Source organism: Pseudomonas sp. RA_35y_Pfl2_P32 (genome assembly GCF_963970735.1).
GTDB lineage: Bacteria > Pseudomonadota > Gammaproteobacteria > Pseudomonadales > Pseudomonadaceae > Aquipseudomonas.
Genome location: NZ_CAXAQF010000001.1, coordinates 296798 through 312002 on the forward strand (window position 1 = coordinate 296798; position 15205 = coordinate 312002).

Annotated in this window: 15 protein-coding genes; 12 read left to right on the forward strand and 3 right to left on the reverse strand. The window is 55.7% G+C overall.

Annotated elements, in window-relative coordinates; translation table 11 throughout:
- The first annotated feature begins 33 nt into the window (after window positions 1-33).
- From AACY45_RS01420 to AACY45_RS01455, 8 genes are all read left to right on the forward strand, one after another.
- On the forward strand, window positions 34-1122 hold the full coding sequence (locus AACY45_RS01420; protein WP_339543802.1) for a glycosyltransferase family 4 protein: 1089 nt from the start codon (window positions 34-36) through the stop codon (window positions 1120-1122).
- A gap of 176 nt (window positions 1123-1298) precedes the next feature.
- Entirely contained in the window at window positions 1299-3257 is a 1959-nt protein-coding gene (asnB, locus tag AACY45_RS01425) for an asparagine synthase (glutamine-hydrolyzing) (protein WP_339543803.1), read from the forward strand.
- A complete protein-coding gene (locus AACY45_RS01430; RefSeq protein WP_339543804.1) occupies window positions 3254-4384 on the forward strand; it encodes a glycosyltransferase family 4 protein in 1131 nt (376 codons plus the stop codon). The genes asnB and AACY45_RS01430 overlap by 4 nt, the downstream gene beginning before the upstream one ends.
- Window positions 4381-5343, forward strand: a complete 963-nt coding sequence (locus AACY45_RS01435) for a UDP-glucose 4-epimerase family protein (RefSeq protein WP_339543805.1) — start codon at window positions 4381-4383, stop codon at window positions 5341-5343. Before AACY45_RS01430 ends, AACY45_RS01435 begins: the two co-directional genes overlap by 4 nt.
- Window positions 5344-5345: 2 nt before the next feature.
- The gene (locus tag AACY45_RS01440; RefSeq protein ID WP_339543806.1) at window positions 5346-6380 is read left to right on the forward strand and encodes an MraY family glycosyltransferase; all 1035 of its coding nucleotides are present in this window, start codon (window positions 5346-5348) and stop codon (window positions 6378-6380) included.
- A gap of 86 nt (window positions 6381-6466) precedes the next feature.
- A complete protein-coding gene (locus AACY45_RS01445; protein ID WP_339543919.1) occupies window positions 6467-8461 on the forward strand; it encodes a polysaccharide biosynthesis protein in 1995 nt (664 codons plus the stop codon).
- A gap of 113 nt (window positions 8462-8574) precedes the next feature.
- Window positions 8575-8910, forward strand: a complete 336-nt coding sequence (locus tag AACY45_RS01450; RefSeq protein ID WP_339543807.1) for a ComEA family DNA-binding protein — start codon at window positions 8575-8577, stop codon at window positions 8908-8910.
- A gap of 219 nt (window positions 8911-9129) precedes the next feature.
- Window positions 9130-9924 (forward strand): SDR family NAD(P)-dependent oxidoreductase, encoded by a 795-nt coding sequence (locus AACY45_RS01455; protein ID WP_339543808.1) that lies wholly within the window; start codon window positions 9130-9132, stop codon window positions 9922-9924.
- Between the two features lie 9 nt (window positions 9925-9933).
- Here AACY45_RS01455 and AACY45_RS01460 read toward each other — a convergent pair whose 3' ends face one another.
- Window positions 9934-10491: a TetR/AcrR family transcriptional regulator gene (locus AACY45_RS01460; protein WP_339543809.1), complete on the reverse strand. Its 558-nt coding sequence runs from the start codon at window positions 10489-10491 to the stop codon at window positions 9934-9936.
- Between the two features lie 176 nt (window positions 10492-10667).
- Between AACY45_RS01460 and AACY45_RS01465 the strand changes: the two genes are divergently transcribed.
- Together AACY45_RS01465 and AACY45_RS01470 are read left to right on the forward strand one after the other, a co-directional pair.
- Complete coding sequence (locus AACY45_RS01465) at window positions 10668-11321, forward strand: GntR family transcriptional regulator (protein ID WP_339543810.1); 654 nt, start codon at window positions 10668-10670, stop codon at window positions 11319-11321.
- Between the two features lie 15 nt (window positions 11322-11336).
- The gene (locus AACY45_RS01470; RefSeq protein WP_339543811.1) at window positions 11337-12188 is read left to right on the forward strand and encodes an urea carboxylase-associated family protein; all 852 of its coding nucleotides are present in this window, start codon (window positions 11337-11339) and stop codon (window positions 12186-12188) included.
- A 52-nt stretch (window positions 12189-12240) separates the two neighbouring features.
- Here the strand turns inward: AACY45_RS01470 and AACY45_RS01475 are convergent, their stop codons facing one another.
- Complete coding sequence (locus AACY45_RS01475; protein ID WP_071554261.1) at window positions 12241-12408, reverse strand: DUF2897 family protein; 168 nt, start codon at window positions 12406-12408, stop codon at window positions 12241-12243.
- Between the two features lie 176 nt (window positions 12409-12584).
- A complete protein-coding gene (rfbC, locus tag AACY45_RS01480; protein WP_339543812.1) occupies window positions 12585-13130 on the reverse strand; it encodes a dTDP-4-dehydrorhamnose 3,5-epimerase in 546 nt (181 codons plus the stop codon).
- Between the two features lie 276 nt (window positions 13131-13406).
- Between rfbC and kdpF the strand changes: the two genes are divergently transcribed.
- Together kdpF and kdpA are read left to right on the forward strand one after the other, a co-directional pair.
- Window positions 13407-13496 (forward strand): K(+)-transporting ATPase subunit F, encoded by a 90-nt coding sequence (gene kdpF, locus AACY45_RS01485; protein WP_095168066.1) that lies wholly within the window; start codon window positions 13407-13409, stop codon window positions 13494-13496.
- An 8-nt stretch (window positions 13497-13504) separates the two neighbouring features.
- Window positions 13505-15199, forward strand: coding sequence for a potassium-transporting ATPase subunit KdpA (gene kdpA, locus AACY45_RS01490; RefSeq protein ID WP_339543813.1), 1695 nt, complete (start codon window positions 13505-13507; stop codon window positions 15197-15199).
- Window positions 15200-15205: the final 6 nt, after the last annotated feature.

Below are 15205 nucleotides of genomic sequence, written 5' to 3' on the forward strand. Positions count from 1 at the left end.
CACGTTGGCTTTTTGAATGAGATATGGCTGGTCATGAAAATTTTATTTTTGTCAAAATATTCTCGACAGGGTGCAAGTAGTCGTCTTCGCTGTCTTCAATATATTCCCTTTCTTGAGAAAAGCGGCGTTGAAGTGGTAGTTAAAAGTTTGTTCGATGATGATTACCTAAACTGTTTATACAGTTCTGGTAGGCGTCCTGTTCTTCGTTCAATGTATTGTTATTTGATGCGTTTTTTTACCATTCTCACGGTTCGACAGTACGATATTATCTGGATAGAAAAAGAGGTGTTCCCTTTCTTTCCAGCTACAGTAGAGAGGCTGCTAAGAGTTTTTGCACCGCCCTATGTCGTGGATTATGATGATGCGATATTTCATAACTATGATCTTTCTTCACATTCGTTAATTCGCAAAACCCTGGGTCGAAAAATCGATGTTGTAATGCGCAACGCTCAATGCGTGATTGCCGGAAACGATTACCTGGCCAGTCGTGCGAAAGCGGCAGGTGCCAAAGACGTTGTGGTGGTTCCCACTGTAGTCGATAAAGACCGGTATTTAACCAAGCGTGATACTACTTGTGAATCATTAGTTATTGGTTGGATTGGCTCACCTTCGACACAAAAATACGTTGTGGCGATCCGGCAGGCGCTCCTCAGTGCGTGCGATGAATTTGGAGCTCGCGTTTTGCTGATGGGGGCGACGCCCCAGATTGTTGAGGAGTTGCCAGGGATTCCCGTAGAAGTTCTGCCCTGGTCAGAGGAAGGTGAGGTCGACTTCATTCGACAACTGGATGTCGGCATCATGCCGTTGGTTGATGGTCCTTGGGAAAAGGGCAAGTGTGGCTATAAACTAGTTCAGTACATGGCTTCCGGTGTTCCCGTTGTCGCTTCTCCAGTGGGCGTAAATGTCGAGATTGTCGATGGAAACCGATGCGGGATATTAGCCGACAGCTTGGTGGAGTGGGAGTCCGCTTTTAGGAGGCTTTTGGGCAATTCAGATCAGCGATTGCACTATGGCCGGGCTGGGCGAGCTGCGGTGGAGAATAAATACACTGTTCACGTTCAGGTTGAGGCGCTATATAAAATATTTAGTGGGATCGTTGACGGAAGCTCCGCTAAGTTATAAGTTGGTCTGTTTTTATGCTTTTTGTAGGTGGCGAGGTTTATGCTTAACTGGTATTGAGACAGGTCGGCTGAGATTCATTGTATGAGCTCGGATAGCGTTTCAATCCTTGCATAACTTGCGAGTCTGTTTAGGTTTTTGTTGGCGATATATGTCAATTTGAATAAGGAATCTCGGTGATGTGTGGTTTAACTGGTGTTTTTAGTTGCAAAAGAAAACATGAATTGCAAAGTATAATCACCAGCATGAATAACGCACTCATTCATCGTGGTCCTGATGACTCAGGAAGTTGGGTGGATGAAGGCATTGGGTTGGCGTTGGGCCACCGTCGTCTATCGATCCTGGATTTGACACCCGCAGGTCACCAGCCCATGCATTCAGCTAATGGGCGCTATACGATCGTATTCAATGGGGAAATTTATAACCATCTAAAATTACGTGAGATGCTCGAGGCTGATGGTAAGGCCCCTGCGTGGCGCGGGCATGCGGATACCGAAATCCTGCTGGCTTGTTTTGCTGCATGGGGTATAGAAAAAACGCTCGAAGCTACTGTCGGGATGTTTGCCATTGCATTGTGGGATTGCGAGAAGCAACTACTTACCCTCGCACGTGACCGTATGGGAGAAAAGCCACTTTATTATGGTTGGCATGGTGAAGCGCTACTGTTTGGTTCAGAACTCAAGGCCCTTAAGCGTGATCCTCAGTTTGAAGCGGAAGTTGATCGCAATTCGTTGGCGCTATTGCTGCGGCATAGCTATATACCTGCCCCTTACAGTATTTATAAAGGCATCTCAAAGCTTTCGCCCGGTCACTACATAACATTACCTTTAGGTAACATCGATGCTGCCAAGCAGTCTGTGCCTCAAGCATATTGGGAAATAAATACAGCGGTGCAGAAAGGTCTCGCCAATCCATTTAAAGGAAGTGCGTCGCAGGCTGTGGACCTTCTTGAGCAAGAGCTTCGCAGCAGTATTGGTGAGCAAATGTTGGCTGATGTTCCGCTAGGGGCTTTCTTGAGCGGTGGTGTGGATAGTAGTGCTGTAGTTGCTTTGATGCAGGAACAAAGTAAACAACCGGTCCGCACATTCACGATTGGTTTCGACGAGCACGGTTACGACGAAGCCGTGCATGCGAAGGAAGTTGCTCGTCATCTTGGCACGGAGCACACCGAGTTGTATGTTCGCCCAGAGGACGCACTTAATGTGGTTCCTCAATTACCGACGATGTACTGCGAGCCATTTGCCGACAGCTCCCAAATCGCGACATTTTTGGTGAGTAAGATGGCGAGTGAACAAGTGAAGGTTGTGCTCAGCGGTGATGGTGGTGATGAGCTGTTCGGCGGGTATAACCGCTATTTGACTGCACGAAAAGTTTGGGAGCAGATGGGTCGTTTGCCGAAACCTGCTCGCCATGTGGCGGCTCATGTGTTGCGATCACTTTCACCATCGACGTGGGACAGTCTGTACAAGCGGGTTAGTCCCATCTTACCGAAGCGGTTACACATCGCGTCACCGGGTGACAAGGCACAGAAACTCGCGGATGTCCTTGCCCTTTCAGATAATCATGCCTTCTTCCATCAATTGACTAGTCACTGGAAAGATCCCGCCAGTATTGTCATTGGAGCAATAGAGCCTCTAACTTTGCTCACGGATCCAGCGGCCTGGCCTAAGACGGACAGTTTTGAGCACTGGATGATGGCCATGGATGCTCAGACATACATGACCGATGATGTTTTGGTTAAGGTTGACCGTGCCGCGATGGCCGCTTCCATTGAAACGCGCGTACCTATGATCAATCACCGTATCGTCGAACTGTCTTGGCGTATGCCGCTCGATTTCAAGATCCGTAATGGGCAAGGTAAGTGGCTGTTGCGGGAGGTCTTGTATCGTCATGTTCCGAAGGCGTTGATAGAACGTCCGAAGCAAGGCTTTGGTGTACCACTCGATAGCTGGCTACGTGGGCCGTTGCGTGAGTGGGCGGAGTCATTGATTGACGCGAGTCGACTTCGCCAGGAAGGTTACTTTCATCCCGCTCCTATTCGTCAGATGTGGGATGAGCATTTGTCAGGTCGACGGAATTGGCAGCACCATTTGTGGAATGTGCTTATGTTTCAAGCATGGTTGAGTGAGCAGGCATGAACTCCCTCTTATTAATTGTTGTGAATGACGCTGCATTTTTTCTTTCGCACCGCCTAGCTGTCGCACAAGGCGCAAAAAAAGCGGGTTATGAGGTACAGATTGCCTCGATGCCAGGTCCTGCAGTGGAACAGATACGCGATTTTGGGTTTGTTCATCATGAGTTGCCACTATCTCGCAGCGGGAAAAATATTTTTGGTGAACTTGTATCTCTAGTCTCGATTTGGCGATTGCTCTGGCGTCTCAAACCCGATGTTTTGCATTTGGTGACGATCAAACCGGTGCTTTATGGCGGTATTGCGGCGAGGTTGGCACCGGTAAAGGGCGTAGTTGCAGCTGTATCCGGCCTTGGTTTTGTTTTTCTAGCTAAGGGATTGAAGGCCACGATATTACGGCGAGTAATCAGGTCCTTGTATCGCTTTGCACTGGGGAAGAAAAACCTACGGGTTATATTTCAAAATCCTGACGATCGCGATGTACTAGTTGGCATGGGCGCGCTGGAGCCTGTGAAGGTTGAGATGATCCGCGGATCCGGAGTCGATTTGGCTTCTTATACGGAGGTCCCGGAAGCTAGCGGCATTCCGGTTGTTTGTCTGGCTGCACGGCTTCTTCGAGATAAAGGCGTCCTGGAGTTCGTCGAGGCCGTTGGAATTCTGCGTCAGCGAGGAGTGAACGCTCGGTTTCAGCTGGTTGGTGATCTAGACCTTGGAAACCCAGCGACGATAACCGTCGATGAGCTTGAGAGCTGGCGACAGGAGGGCTTCATAGAGTTGCCCGGTTTTCGAAAGGATATCGCGAACCTGTTCAGAGAGGCTCATATAGTAACTCTTCCCTCGTACCGTGAAGGGCTGCCGCGGGTGCTTGTGGAGGCCGCTGCCTGCGGTAGGGCGGTGGTGACGACGGATGTGCCTGGCTGTCGCGATGCGATTGAGCCTGGTATTACCGGTTTATTGGTCCCCGTGCGGAATGCGCTAGCATTGGCTGATGCTATAGAAGTGCTCTTAAATGATTCTGGAATGCGTCAAAAGATGGGGCATGCTGGGCGGATGCTGGCTGAAAGTGAGTTTTCAATCGACAAAATTGTAAAGCAGCACCTGGATATCTATTCCAAATTGGAGCGTACGCCTTGAATTCGGAGAGAACAGTTCTGGTTACAGGCGCTTCCGGATTTGTTGGTTCGGGTGTCCTTAAGCGTTTAGTGGAGTCAAGCGATACAGCACTGTTGGGGCTTGTTCGGTCGCGAGGCGCCCATTTACCCTTCAATGTCTCTCCGGTTTTGATGCCCGATGAGGGCTTGATGGGGAACATAGCCCTGCAGGGAGTGCAGGTGATCGTACATTGTGCGGCACGGGTTCATGTAATGGATGATGGCGCATGTGATCCACTGGCAGAGTTTCGAAAAGTTAACGTAGATGGGACCTTGAGCCTTGCTCGCCAAGCAGTCGCCGCTGGGGTCAAGCGTTTCATCTTTATCAGCTCGATCAAAGTCAATGGTGAAGGGACGAAGCCTGGTACCGCGTACACCGCTGATGATGTTCCCGCTCCCGCCGATCCTTATGGCATCTCGAAGATGGAAGCGGAGCAAGGGCTTCGTCAATTGGCAGCGCAGACCGGTATGGAAGTTGTGATCATCCGTCCTGTCCTGGTCTATGGGCCAGGCGTCAAGGCCAACTTCCTGAACATGATGCGCTGGCTGAGCAAGGGCATACCCCTGCCTTTTGGTGCCATTCATAACCGCCGAAGCCTGGTTGCGCTGGATAACCTGGTAGATCTGGTACTGACGTGTATCAGTCACCCAGCAGCGGCCAACCAGACTTTTCTGGTCAGTGACGGCGATGACCTGTCCACTACAGCTTTGCTGAGCAAGATGGCTAACGCGCTGCAAAAACCGGCTCGACTGCTTCCGGTGCCGAGCTGGATACTTGAGACTGGAGCTACATTATTGGGGAAAAAAGCGCTTTCCCAGCGACTCTGCGGATCGTTACAGGTCGATATTACAAAGACTCGTACGCTTCTGGGATGGACGCCGCCAATCAGTGTTGATCAGGCACTGACGGCCACTGCGTTACACTTTAAGGAACATCAATAATAATGATTTATTTGTGGTTGATTCCGGCAATTGCCGTACTTTCCCTGGTGCTGACGGCAGCGTTGCGTCGCTATGCGCTAAGTCGAAGCATTATCGATATTCCCAATGCGCGAAGTTCTCACTCCATTCCAACCCCTCGTGGTGGGGGCGTCGCGATAGTCGTTGCCTTTCTGGCTGCGCTTCCCATCCTTGGTGCGATCGGCTTGGTCCCATGGACGCAACTGATCGCTGTAGGTGGCGCAGGCGCTTTGGTCGCCGTGATTGGTTTCATGGATGACCACGGTCATATCGCGGCACGCTGGCGCTTGCTCGGGCATTTCAGTGCCGCTATATGGGCCTTGGCATGGTTGGGAGGTTTGCCTCCGATCGTATTTTTTGGCTTGAGCCTGGACCTGCACTGGTTCGGCCATGTTCTTGCGGCCATTTATCTGGTCTGGGTGCTCAATCTTTACAACTTCATGGATGGCATCGACGGTATTGCCAGCGTAGAAGCGCTGTGTGTGTGCCTGGGTGCCTGTCTGCTTTATTGGCTCAACGGTACGCCCACCCTGATATGGGGGCCGCTGATTCTGGCCATGGCGGTTCTAGGCTTCCTGTACTGGAACTTCCCACCGGCACGTATATTTATGGGCGATGCCGGGAGTGGCTTTCTGGGCATTGCCTTGGGTGTATTGTCTCTGCAGGCGGCCTGGGAGTCATCAGCTCTATTGTGGGCGTGGCTGATTCTTTTGGGCGTTTTTATCGTTGACGCGACATTTACCTTAATGCGTCGATTGATTCGCGGCGACAAAGTCTACGAGGCTCACCGCAGTCACGCGTACCAGTTCGCCTCTCGTCGTTTTGGCAAACACTTGCCTGTCACCCTGGCGGTAGGTGCAATTAATCTGTTGTGGTTGTTGCCCATCGCTTTGTGCGTAACCTTCTGGGGGCTTGATGGTGTTGTGGGGTTGGTGATTGCCTACATCCCATTGGTCATTCTTGCTGTGAAATTCCACGCCGGACAACTCGAGCGACCCGCTTGCGGATCTTCCAGTTGAGCTTTTCAGGTGATGGCTTTGTTCAGAAAGCTACAATGATCGCGTCATATCCAGTTTAGGAGCAGGACAAGGTGTTTGAACCGTTTATGGATAGGTTACGAGCCTTTTTGTTAGGGCTGCCACGCCGCCAGAAGCGACTGGTACAGGTTTCGGCTGACGTTGTTCTGGTGTGGGCTGCCCTATGGTTGGCGTTTGTCGTTCGCCTGGGCATCGATGAAATGGTGAATCCATTTATTGTCCATTCCTGGCTTTTCCTGATGGCACCCATTGTTGCAATACCGCTGTTCATCCGTTTTGGCATGTATCGGGCGGTGATGCGCTATTTCGGCAACGATGCGCTGATCGCCATTATCAAGGCCGTCAGCTTGTCTTCGCTGTTCCTGGGAGTCATCGTTTACTGGTACAGCAACCATCAGAGTATCGTCCCCCGGTCGATCATCTTCAACTACTGGTGGTTGAGCCTGATCATGATCGGCGGCTTACGTTTGGCCATGCGCCAGTATTTTCTGGGGGATTGGTTCACCGCCGTTCAGCATGTGCCCTTTGCCAGCCGGGATGATGGTCTGCCCAGGGTCGCGGTCTATGGCGCGGGTGCTGCGGGAAACCAACTGGTAGCCGCATTGCGCATGGGGCGAGTCATGCGGCCGGTGGCGTTTATCGACGACGACAATGGTATTGCCGAGCGTGTTATCTCAGGCCTGCATGTCTATAAGCCCAAGCATATTCAGCGCATGATCGATGTCACGGGAGCGCAGGAGATTCTGCTGGCCATTCCATCGTCGAACAGAGGCCGCCGCCGGGAGATCCTCACATTCCTCGAGGGCTTCCCATTGCATGTTCGAAGCGTGCCGGGCTTTATGGATCTGGCGAGTGGCAGAGTCAAAGTCGATGATATTCAGGAAGTCGATATCGCCGACTTGCTGGGGCGCGACTCTGTGCCAGCTCAGGAAGAGTTGCTTGAGCATTGCATCAAGGGGCAGTCGGTTCTTGTCACCGGGGCCGGTGGTTCCATCGGTTCAGAGCTATGCCGGCAAATCCTGGCGTTGCAGCCAACGACACTTTTACTGTTCGATCACGGAGAGTTTAATCTCTACAGTATTTTGTCTGAACTGGAGCAGCGCATCGCCCGCGAATCCTTGCCGGTTCGTCTGTTACCCATTCTCGGATCTGTGCGCAATTCGGACAAGCTGCTGGATGTGATGAAAACCTGGCGCGTTGATACGGTCTACCATGCCGCCGCCTATAAACACGTGCCAATGGTCGAGCACAACATAGCCGAAGGCGTTCTGAACAATGTGATCGGCACCCTCAACACCGCCCAGGCCGCCCTGCAAGCAGGGGTTGCCAACTTTGTGCTGATCTCCACCGATAAGGCCGTGCGTCCGACCAATGTCATGGGCAGCACCAAACGCCTTGCCGAACTGACGCTGCAGGCACTGAGCCGTGAGGTTGCACCAGTACTCTTTGGTGACTCGGATAATGTGTCGCGAGTTAATAACACGCGCTTCACCATGGTCCGGTTTGGCAATGTCCTGGGATCTTCCGGCTCGGTCATTCCGCTGTTCCACAAGCAGATCAAGTCCGGCGGTCCATTGACCGTTACCCATCCGAAGATCACTCGCTACTTCATGACGATTCCAGAAGCCGCGCAACTGGTGATTCAGGCCGGCTCCATGGGGCAGGGCGGCGATGTGTTTGTTCTGGACATGGGCGAACCGGTAAAAATCGTCGAGTTGGCCGAGAAGATGATTCACCTCTCCGGCTTGAGTGTTCGCTCAGAAAAAAACCGGCACGGTGATATTTCCATCGAGTTCACGGGGTTGCGTCCTGGCGAAAAACTTTACGAGGAGTTGCTGATCGGCGACAACGTGTCCGCCACCCAACACCCGATGATCATGAGCGCCAATGAGGATCATATGCCTTGGGATGTACTCAAGGTAAAACTCAACGAGTTACTCAGTGCCGTAGAACAGGACGATTACGCGCGCGTTCGCCAACTGCTGCGCGAAACCGTCAGCGGCTATACCCCAGATGGTGAGATCGTCGACTGGATCTACCAGCAACGACGCCTTGAGCCCTGATGCTACATACTCTGCAACGCACACATTTTTGACAGAAACCCACCATGACCTAGGTTTGGGAGGCAGCTTTGGAAAAGCTGCTTCTCTCTCAACAAAGTCATGGAGCGTCACTTATGCGTACAGGCTACTTCCCCTCTCTGGTTTTCGCCCTGTTGACCAGTGTCTCAGTTGCAGCAATCGCTGCCCCCGCCACTAAGCCCGAAATCGCTCCTGCTCCTGCAACGATGCCGATGGCATCTCCAGAGATAGCGGCCAGGGTGAATCTGAACAAAGCCGATGTAGCGACCTTGCAGCGAGACCTCTCCGGAATCGGAGAGGCCAAAGCCAAGGCCATTGTGGCCTACCGTGACAGTAACGGTTCGTTCGCTTCGGTGGATGAGTTGTTGGAGGTCAAGGGCATCGGCAAGACGCTTCTGGACAAAAACCGCGACCGCCTGGAAGTAAACTGATACCCGAGCGCCCCGCACTGAGGCCGGTCATAGACCGGCCTTTTTTGTCTGCGCGACTGGAGATTGGCAGGTAAAAGAAGGGGCTGACCCTTTGTCGGAAACGAAAAATTACGCCTGTAATATTGCGATTGGATAATGACTATAATTGATTCGCCGCCTGTCTCAGCAGCCCTGAGCCTGGCGATCAATTTTCTTGCGGCATCTTCCAGGAGTACAGCCATGAGTTCTGTTCAGTCCAACGGCAAGGCGCTCGTCACGGGGGCGTCTTCCGGTATTGGTGCGATCTATGCCGAGCGTTTGGCGGCGCGTGGTTTCGATTTGTTACTGGTGGCGCGTGATGAGCCACGACTGCAAAGCGCGGCATCCCGTTTGCGGGCTGAGCATGGCATTGACGTTGAAGTGCTGAAGGCCGATCTGACGCTCAAGGCTGACCTGGTCACTGTCGAACAGCGCCTGCGTACTGACCCCCGCATCAGCCTGCTCCTGAACAACGCAGGGGTGGCGGCGGAGGGGCCCTTGGCAGGTGCCGACCTGGACCAACTGGAGCGGATGATTCAACTCAATGTGGTCGCCGTCACACGTTTGGCCTCGGCAGCCGCGGCGAGCTTCTCGGCGGCGGGGCGCGGGGCGATTATCAACCTGGCCTCGGTGGTCGCCCTGATCCCCGAGCGTTTCAACGCCACCTACAGTGCGAGCAAGGCCTACGTGTTGAGCCTGAGCCAATCGCTCAACGCCGAGCTCAGTGGAACCGGGGTGCAAGTCCAGGCGGTGCTGCCCGGGGTGACGCGTACCGAAATCTGGGAACGCTCCGGAATGGACGCCAGCGCCATACCGGCAGAGATGGTCATGGAAGCAGGGGAGATGGTTGACGCCGCCTTGTCGGGTTTTGACCAAGGGGAATTGATCAGCATTCCTTCGCTACCTGATGCCGCAGACTGGGATGCGTTTGTTACCGCGCGTCACGTCTTGGCGCCGAACCTGTCGAGAAATGCAGCCGCCGCTCGCTACAAGTAGGGCAGGTCGTTACTCCACCAGCTTTTTCAGGTGCTCACGCGTGACGTCGAGAACTCGCTGGGCCAAATCCGGGCTTTCGACGCTGCGAGACAACAGAAGGGCGCCGACCAGGGTCGACATGATGATCAGGCTCTGGTCAGCCGCCTCCTCGGTACCCAGGGCGTGCTCGACCTGCTGCAAGCGCGCATTGAGCACGGCATCGCTGGTAGGGCTGGCCTGTCCGCGCAAACCCAGTTCAGACGACATGGTGGGCAGGGGACAGCCCTCGTGGGGGGAGGTTTTGTGCCACTCGGACAAGTAGGTGTCAATAAAGGCCGGGAGGGGATGCTCTTGCGCGAACAGCGCTGCACAACGCTCGCTGACTTCCTCACCTGCCGCTTGCAGGGCCTTTTCGACCAGTTCGTCCTTGGACTTGAAGTGCGAGTAAAAACCGCCATGGGTCAGTCCCAGGGCTTTCATCAGGGGTTGCAGGCCAGTGGCACCGATTCCGTCGCGGCGAAAGCGTGCAGCTGCTTCCTTGATGATGCGCTGATGGGTCTGGGCTTTATGGTCCTGCGAGTAGCGCATCGTTGATCTCCACGGCAATGCGCCATATTAACCAAGCTAAATGGAATGGTGACTGTACTTCTACTTCTAAAAAGCATGCAGATACGTCCAGATTCCCCCTTCATGCACTCATCAACTGGCACGAATAGTGATTACTCACTTCCCGACGATTGTTCAACAATCCCGAGGTGACGAGTATGAGTGAAGGCCTCTCCCTGGCTGACCACATCACATTGGAACTGCGCGCCGACATTATTGGCGGACGCCTGCTGCCGGGCCAGGCGTTGATCGAGGCGGACCTGGTGCTGGCTTACAGCGCCTCGCGCAACACCATTCGCGAAGCCTTGCATCGCCTGGGCCAGGAAGGCCTGGTCCGCTACGTGCGGCACAAGGGGGTGATGGTTCGCCAGCCCGGCGCAGATCAGGTGCGGGACTTGTTCCGGGTCCGCCGCACCCTGGAGCTGCAGGGGATCACCGCCAGTCGGCCGCTGCGGGAGCCGCAATCGGCCCTCATGCGCGAGGCCATCGAGGCTGCGCAACTGGCCCGTGATCGCGAGGACTGGCGAGCCGTCGGTACCCATAGCCTGCGCTTTCACCAACGGATTGTCGGACGGCTGGGCAGTCCGTTGTTCGACGAGTTCTTTACTAACGTCGTTGCGCAGTTGCGCCTGGTGTTCAGCGCTGCGCCGGATGAATCCAGGTTCCAGGCGCCGTGGCTGGCGCGTGACCGACTGATTTATCAGCGACTGATCGAGAACGACCGACCGGCCGCTCTCCAAGCCTTGAGCGCTTACCTGGACGACTCCGAGCAGCAACTGCTCGAGGTATTCAACTCCGGCTCGCACCACTGATCGAGGAATCACGCCATGTACAAAGACTATCCCGCGGCCTATCAGGTCAGTAAGGGTTCAGCACTGCAGGTCGATACCGCCTTTTACCAGCGAATCCGCGATACCCCGGGTGGGCGCACGCTGATCGAGCAGTTCGAGGTCCCCATTCGTACCGGTCGCGCCTGGCACGTTCCCGCCGGTCATGTGTTTCGGGTGACCACGCCTGTCGGCCCGCAGGTGGGGGATTTTAACGTCTGGAATGCCCACGATCCGCGCGAGCGCTTGTGGGCGGCGAGGACCCGGCAGCTACAGGGGGCCCATGTCAGCACCCATGATCGGCTCTGGTCAAACCTGCCGTTTCTCAGGCCACTGGTGACCATCACCGACGATAGCCTAGCCGACTACGGAATCGACGAACACGGCGGTCGCCTGCATGACTTGCTGGGCACACGCTGCGATCCCTACGTGAACAAAATGCTCACCGGCGAAGACTTTCACCACCACTGTCACTCCAACCTGACCCGTGCGGTGCTGCCCCATGGCTTGACCGAGTTCGACGTGCACGACGTGCTGAACATCTTCCAGTGCACAGGACTTAACCACGATGACCTGTATTTCATGAAAGCTTGCCCGGCGCGCAAAGGCGACTACCTGGAATTCTTTGCCGAGATCGATCTGCTGTGCGCGCTGTCGACGTGCCCGGGAGGGGATTTGTCGCTGGCGATGTGGGGGCCGGATGCCCAGGATCCGTTAAGTGTCTGCCGGCCACTGGGGGTGGAAATCTATCGCCTGGACGATGACTTGCTGCAAGGCTGGAGTCAGCCTGAACGGGCGGCGTACAAAGGGTTGCACGGGCTGCATATCGCCAAGGCAGATTGGCAGGAGTAGGCGCGGGAGGCGGCCGGGATGCTGGGCTCCATGATCCCGGCCGGCGCCAGGGTCAACGATCCTGAGCGTCCTTGGCGTCCATTTCCGCGTTACGCTCAGCCACGCGTTTACGTTGCTCATCGGTCAACTCGACCTTGTTCGCGGTGTCACGCAACATCATCAGACCACCGACGATCGATCCGATCGCAACCACCAGAATCAACCAGGCATACCAGGGCATAGGGCTCTCCTTAAGGGCAGGCATCGAGGCGAACGGTTTCGCGACAATGCCGTGCATATCCACTTTGAGTCACAACGATTCTCCGTGGTTCCATTCTAGGCCTGTTGCGCCAGGATCACCTGATCAACGTCCGCTCGGCATGACATCGAGCTGCGCTGTTGCCCAAGACGCAGGCTTCAATCGAATACCTGGGCGTCCTTGAACAAAGCGGCTGCCTGGTCCTTGGCGGAGAGTTGCGGGACCTCATCCAGTTGCCAGTCGATCGCCAGGTCCGGGTCGTCCCAACGAATACTGCGCTCGGCGGAAGGGGTGTAGTAGTCGGTGGTCTTGTAGAGAAATTCGGCGAAATCACTCAGCACCACAAAACCGTGGGCGAAACCTTCCGGCACCCACAGCTGGCGATGGTTGTCGGCGGACAAGTGCACCGCGACCCATTTCCCGAAGTGTGGGGAGCTGCGGCGAATATCCACGGCCACGTCCAATACCTCGCCCGCCGTTACACGCACCAGCTTGCCCTGGGTGTTTTCCAGCTGGTAATGCAGGCCGCGCAACACGCCCTTTTGTGAGCGCGAGTGGTTGTCCTGAACGAACTGGGTGTCCAGGCCTGTCGCCTGTTCAAACGCCTTCGCGTTGAAGCTCTCGTAAAAGAACCCACGTTCGTCACCGAACACCTTCGGTTCGATAATCAGAACACCCGGCAGATCGGTGTTGACTACATTCATCATGTTCTCCCGCAATAGACGACGATGGTCGGCATTCTCGCCTGAAGTAGCGGTGGTGTGCGAGCGTAAATGCTGACACTTGCCAAGGGATGGGGGGGCAAGTCTCGCGGCTGATTGAGCCTCGCTACGCCCCGCAAATCCCGCGCAGGCACTCGCCAGAGCCCATTCTTTACGCTTTTTTTATGCCCCGCCAACCTCCTTGATCTCGCTCCTTTACGCCCTCTTTGCCAACAATGACTCCACACGCGGCAACAGGCCGTAACTCGGAGAAACTCAATGAACATTCTGGACGGGGTGTCCCTGCTGCTGGCGGTGGGACTGTTCATTTATCTATTGGTCGCGTTGTTGCGCGCCGACCGGAGCTAGGAGCGGCTATGCACAGTTATGACTATTGGCTGATCCTGGCCTTTTTCGCCCTGGTGCTGATTCCGGCACCGTTCCTGGGACGCTTCTACTACAAAGTCATGGAGGGCCAGCGGACCTGGTTGTCACCGATCCTGGGACCCGTGGAGCGTGGCTGTTATCGCGTAGCCGGGGTTGACCCCCACAGCGAACAGAGCTGGCAGAAGTACGCCCTGGCCTTGCTGGCATTCAACCTGGCGGGCTTTTTGCTGTTGTTCACGATCCTGCTGCTGCAGAACTACCTGCCGCTCAATCCGCAGAATCTGCCGGGGCTGGAATGGACCCAGGCGTTCAATACCACCGTCAGCTTCATGACCAACACCAACTGGCAGTCCTACAGTGGTGAGGCGACCCTCAGCTACCTGAGCCAGATGGTCGGCCTCACCGTGCAGAACTTCGTCAGCGCCGCCACCGGCCTGGCCGTGCTGGTTGCGTTGTGCCGGGGTATCGGACGCAAGTCGGCCCAGACCCTGGGCAACTTCTGGGTCGACATGACCCGCGCCACCCTCTACGGCCTGCTGCCGTTGTGCCTGCTGCTGGCGTTGTTCCTGGTCTGGCAGGGCGTGCCGCAAACCTTCGCCCAGTACGTCAATGCGCTGACCCTGCAAGGCGTCGACCAGGTCATCCCCCTGGGACCGGCCGCCAGCCAGATTGCGATCAAGCAGCTGGGGACCAATGGCGGTGGCTTCTTCGGCGTCAACTCGGCGCATCCCTTCGAGAACCCGAGCGCCTGGAGCAACCTGTTCGAAGTCAGTTCAATCATTCTGATCCCGGCGGCGCTGGTGTTCACCTTCGGCCATTACGTCAAGGACCTGCGCCAGAGCCGGGCGATCATCGCCTGCATGCTCGCGCTGTTCCTGATTGGCGGCAGCGTATCGCTGTGGGCCGAGTACCAGCCCAACCCTGGCCTGGACAATGCGGCGGTGGAGCAGAGTGCGCCGCAAGAAGGCAAGGAAGCGCGATTCGGCACCACCGCCACCGTGCTCTGGTCGGTGACCACTACGGCCGCCTCCAACGGCTCGGTGAACGGCATGCATGACAGCCTCAACCCGCTGAGCGGCATGGTTGCGATGATCAACATGATGGTCGGCGAAGTGATCTTCGGCGGCGTTGGCGCCGGTCTCTACGGCATGTTGCTCAACGTGCTGATCGCGGTGTTCCTCGCTGGCCTGATGATTGGCCGAACCCCCGAATACCTGGGCAAGAAGTTGCAGGCCAGGGAAGTGCAGTTGCTGGTGGTGACCTTGCTGGTGATGCCGGTAGGCGTGCTGGTGCTGGGCGCCCTGGCGGCCAGCTTGCCCGGCCCCATGGCCACCATCAGCAACCCGGGACCCCACGGCTTCAGTCAGTTGCTCTACGCCTACACCTCCGCCAGTGCCAACAACGGTTCGGCCTTCGCCGGCCTGGGTGCCAACACGCCATTCCACAACCTGATGCTGGGCCTTGGCATGTTGATCGGGCGCTTCGGCTACATCCTGCCAGTGCTGGCACTGGCCGGCAGCCTGGCGCAGAAAAAGGCCGCGCCGATTGGCCAGAACAGCTTCCCGACCCATGGTCCGCTGTTCGTCACCCTGTTGACCGTGACCATTTTGCTGGTGGGTGGCCTGACGTTCCTGCCGAGCCTGGCGCTGGGCCCTATTGCTGAACACTTGAGCCTGGGCTTCTGAGCCACT

What these genes read in the sequence shown, in the direction of transcription:
- AACY45_RS01460 (WP_339543809.1), bottom strand. Translation starts at nt 10,491, where the DNA reads ATGCGCTACTCGCAGGACCATAAAGCCCAGACCCATCAGCGCATCATC.
- kdpA (WP_339543813.1), top strand. Translation starts at nt 13,505, where the DNA reads ATGCACAGTTATGACTATTGGCTGATCCTGGCCTTTTTCGCCCTGGTG.
- AACY45_RS01445 (WP_339543919.1), top strand. Translation starts at nt 6,467, where the DNA reads ATGGATAGGTTACGAGCCTTTTTGTTAGGGCTGCCACGCCGCCAGAAG.
- AACY45_RS01420 (WP_339543802.1), top strand. Translation starts at nt 34, where the DNA reads ATGAAAATTTTATTTTTGTCAAAATATTCTCGACAGGGTGCAAGTAGT.
- AACY45_RS01470 (WP_339543811.1), top strand. Translation starts at nt 11,337, where the DNA reads ATGTACAAAGACTATCCCGCGGCCTATCAGGTCAGTAAGGGTTCAGCA.
- AACY45_RS01475 (WP_071554261.1), bottom strand. Translation starts at nt 12,408, where the DNA reads ATGCCCTGGTATGCCTGGTTGATTCTGGTGGTTGCGATCGGATCGATC.
- AACY45_RS01465 (WP_339543810.1), top strand. Translation starts at nt 10,668, where the DNA reads ATGAGTGAAGGCCTCTCCCTGGCTGACCACATCACATTGGAACTGCGC.
- kdpF (WP_095168066.1), top strand. Translation starts at nt 13,407, where the DNA reads ATGAACATTCTGGACGGGGTGTCCCTGCTGCTGGCGGTGGGACTGTTC.
- AACY45_RS01440 (WP_339543806.1), top strand. Translation starts at nt 5,346, where the DNA reads ATGATTTATTTGTGGTTGATTCCGGCAATTGCCGTACTTTCCCTGGTG.
- AACY45_RS01455 (WP_339543808.1), top strand. Translation starts at nt 9,130, where the DNA reads ATGAGTTCTGTTCAGTCCAACGGCAAGGCGCTCGTCACGGGGGCGTCT.
- rfbC (WP_339543812.1), bottom strand. Translation starts at nt 13,130, where the DNA reads ATGAATGTAGTCAACACCGATCTGCCGGGTGTTCTGATTATCGAACCG.
- AACY45_RS01430 (WP_339543804.1), top strand. Translation starts at nt 3,254, where the DNA reads ATGAACTCCCTCTTATTAATTGTTGTGAATGACGCTGCATTTTTTCTT.
- AACY45_RS01450 (WP_339543807.1), top strand. Translation starts at nt 8,575, where the DNA reads ATGCGTACAGGCTACTTCCCCTCTCTGGTTTTCGCCCTGTTGACCAGT.
- asnB (WP_339543803.1), top strand. Translation starts at nt 1,299, where the DNA reads ATGTGTGGTTTAACTGGTGTTTTTAGTTGCAAAAGAAAACATGAATTG.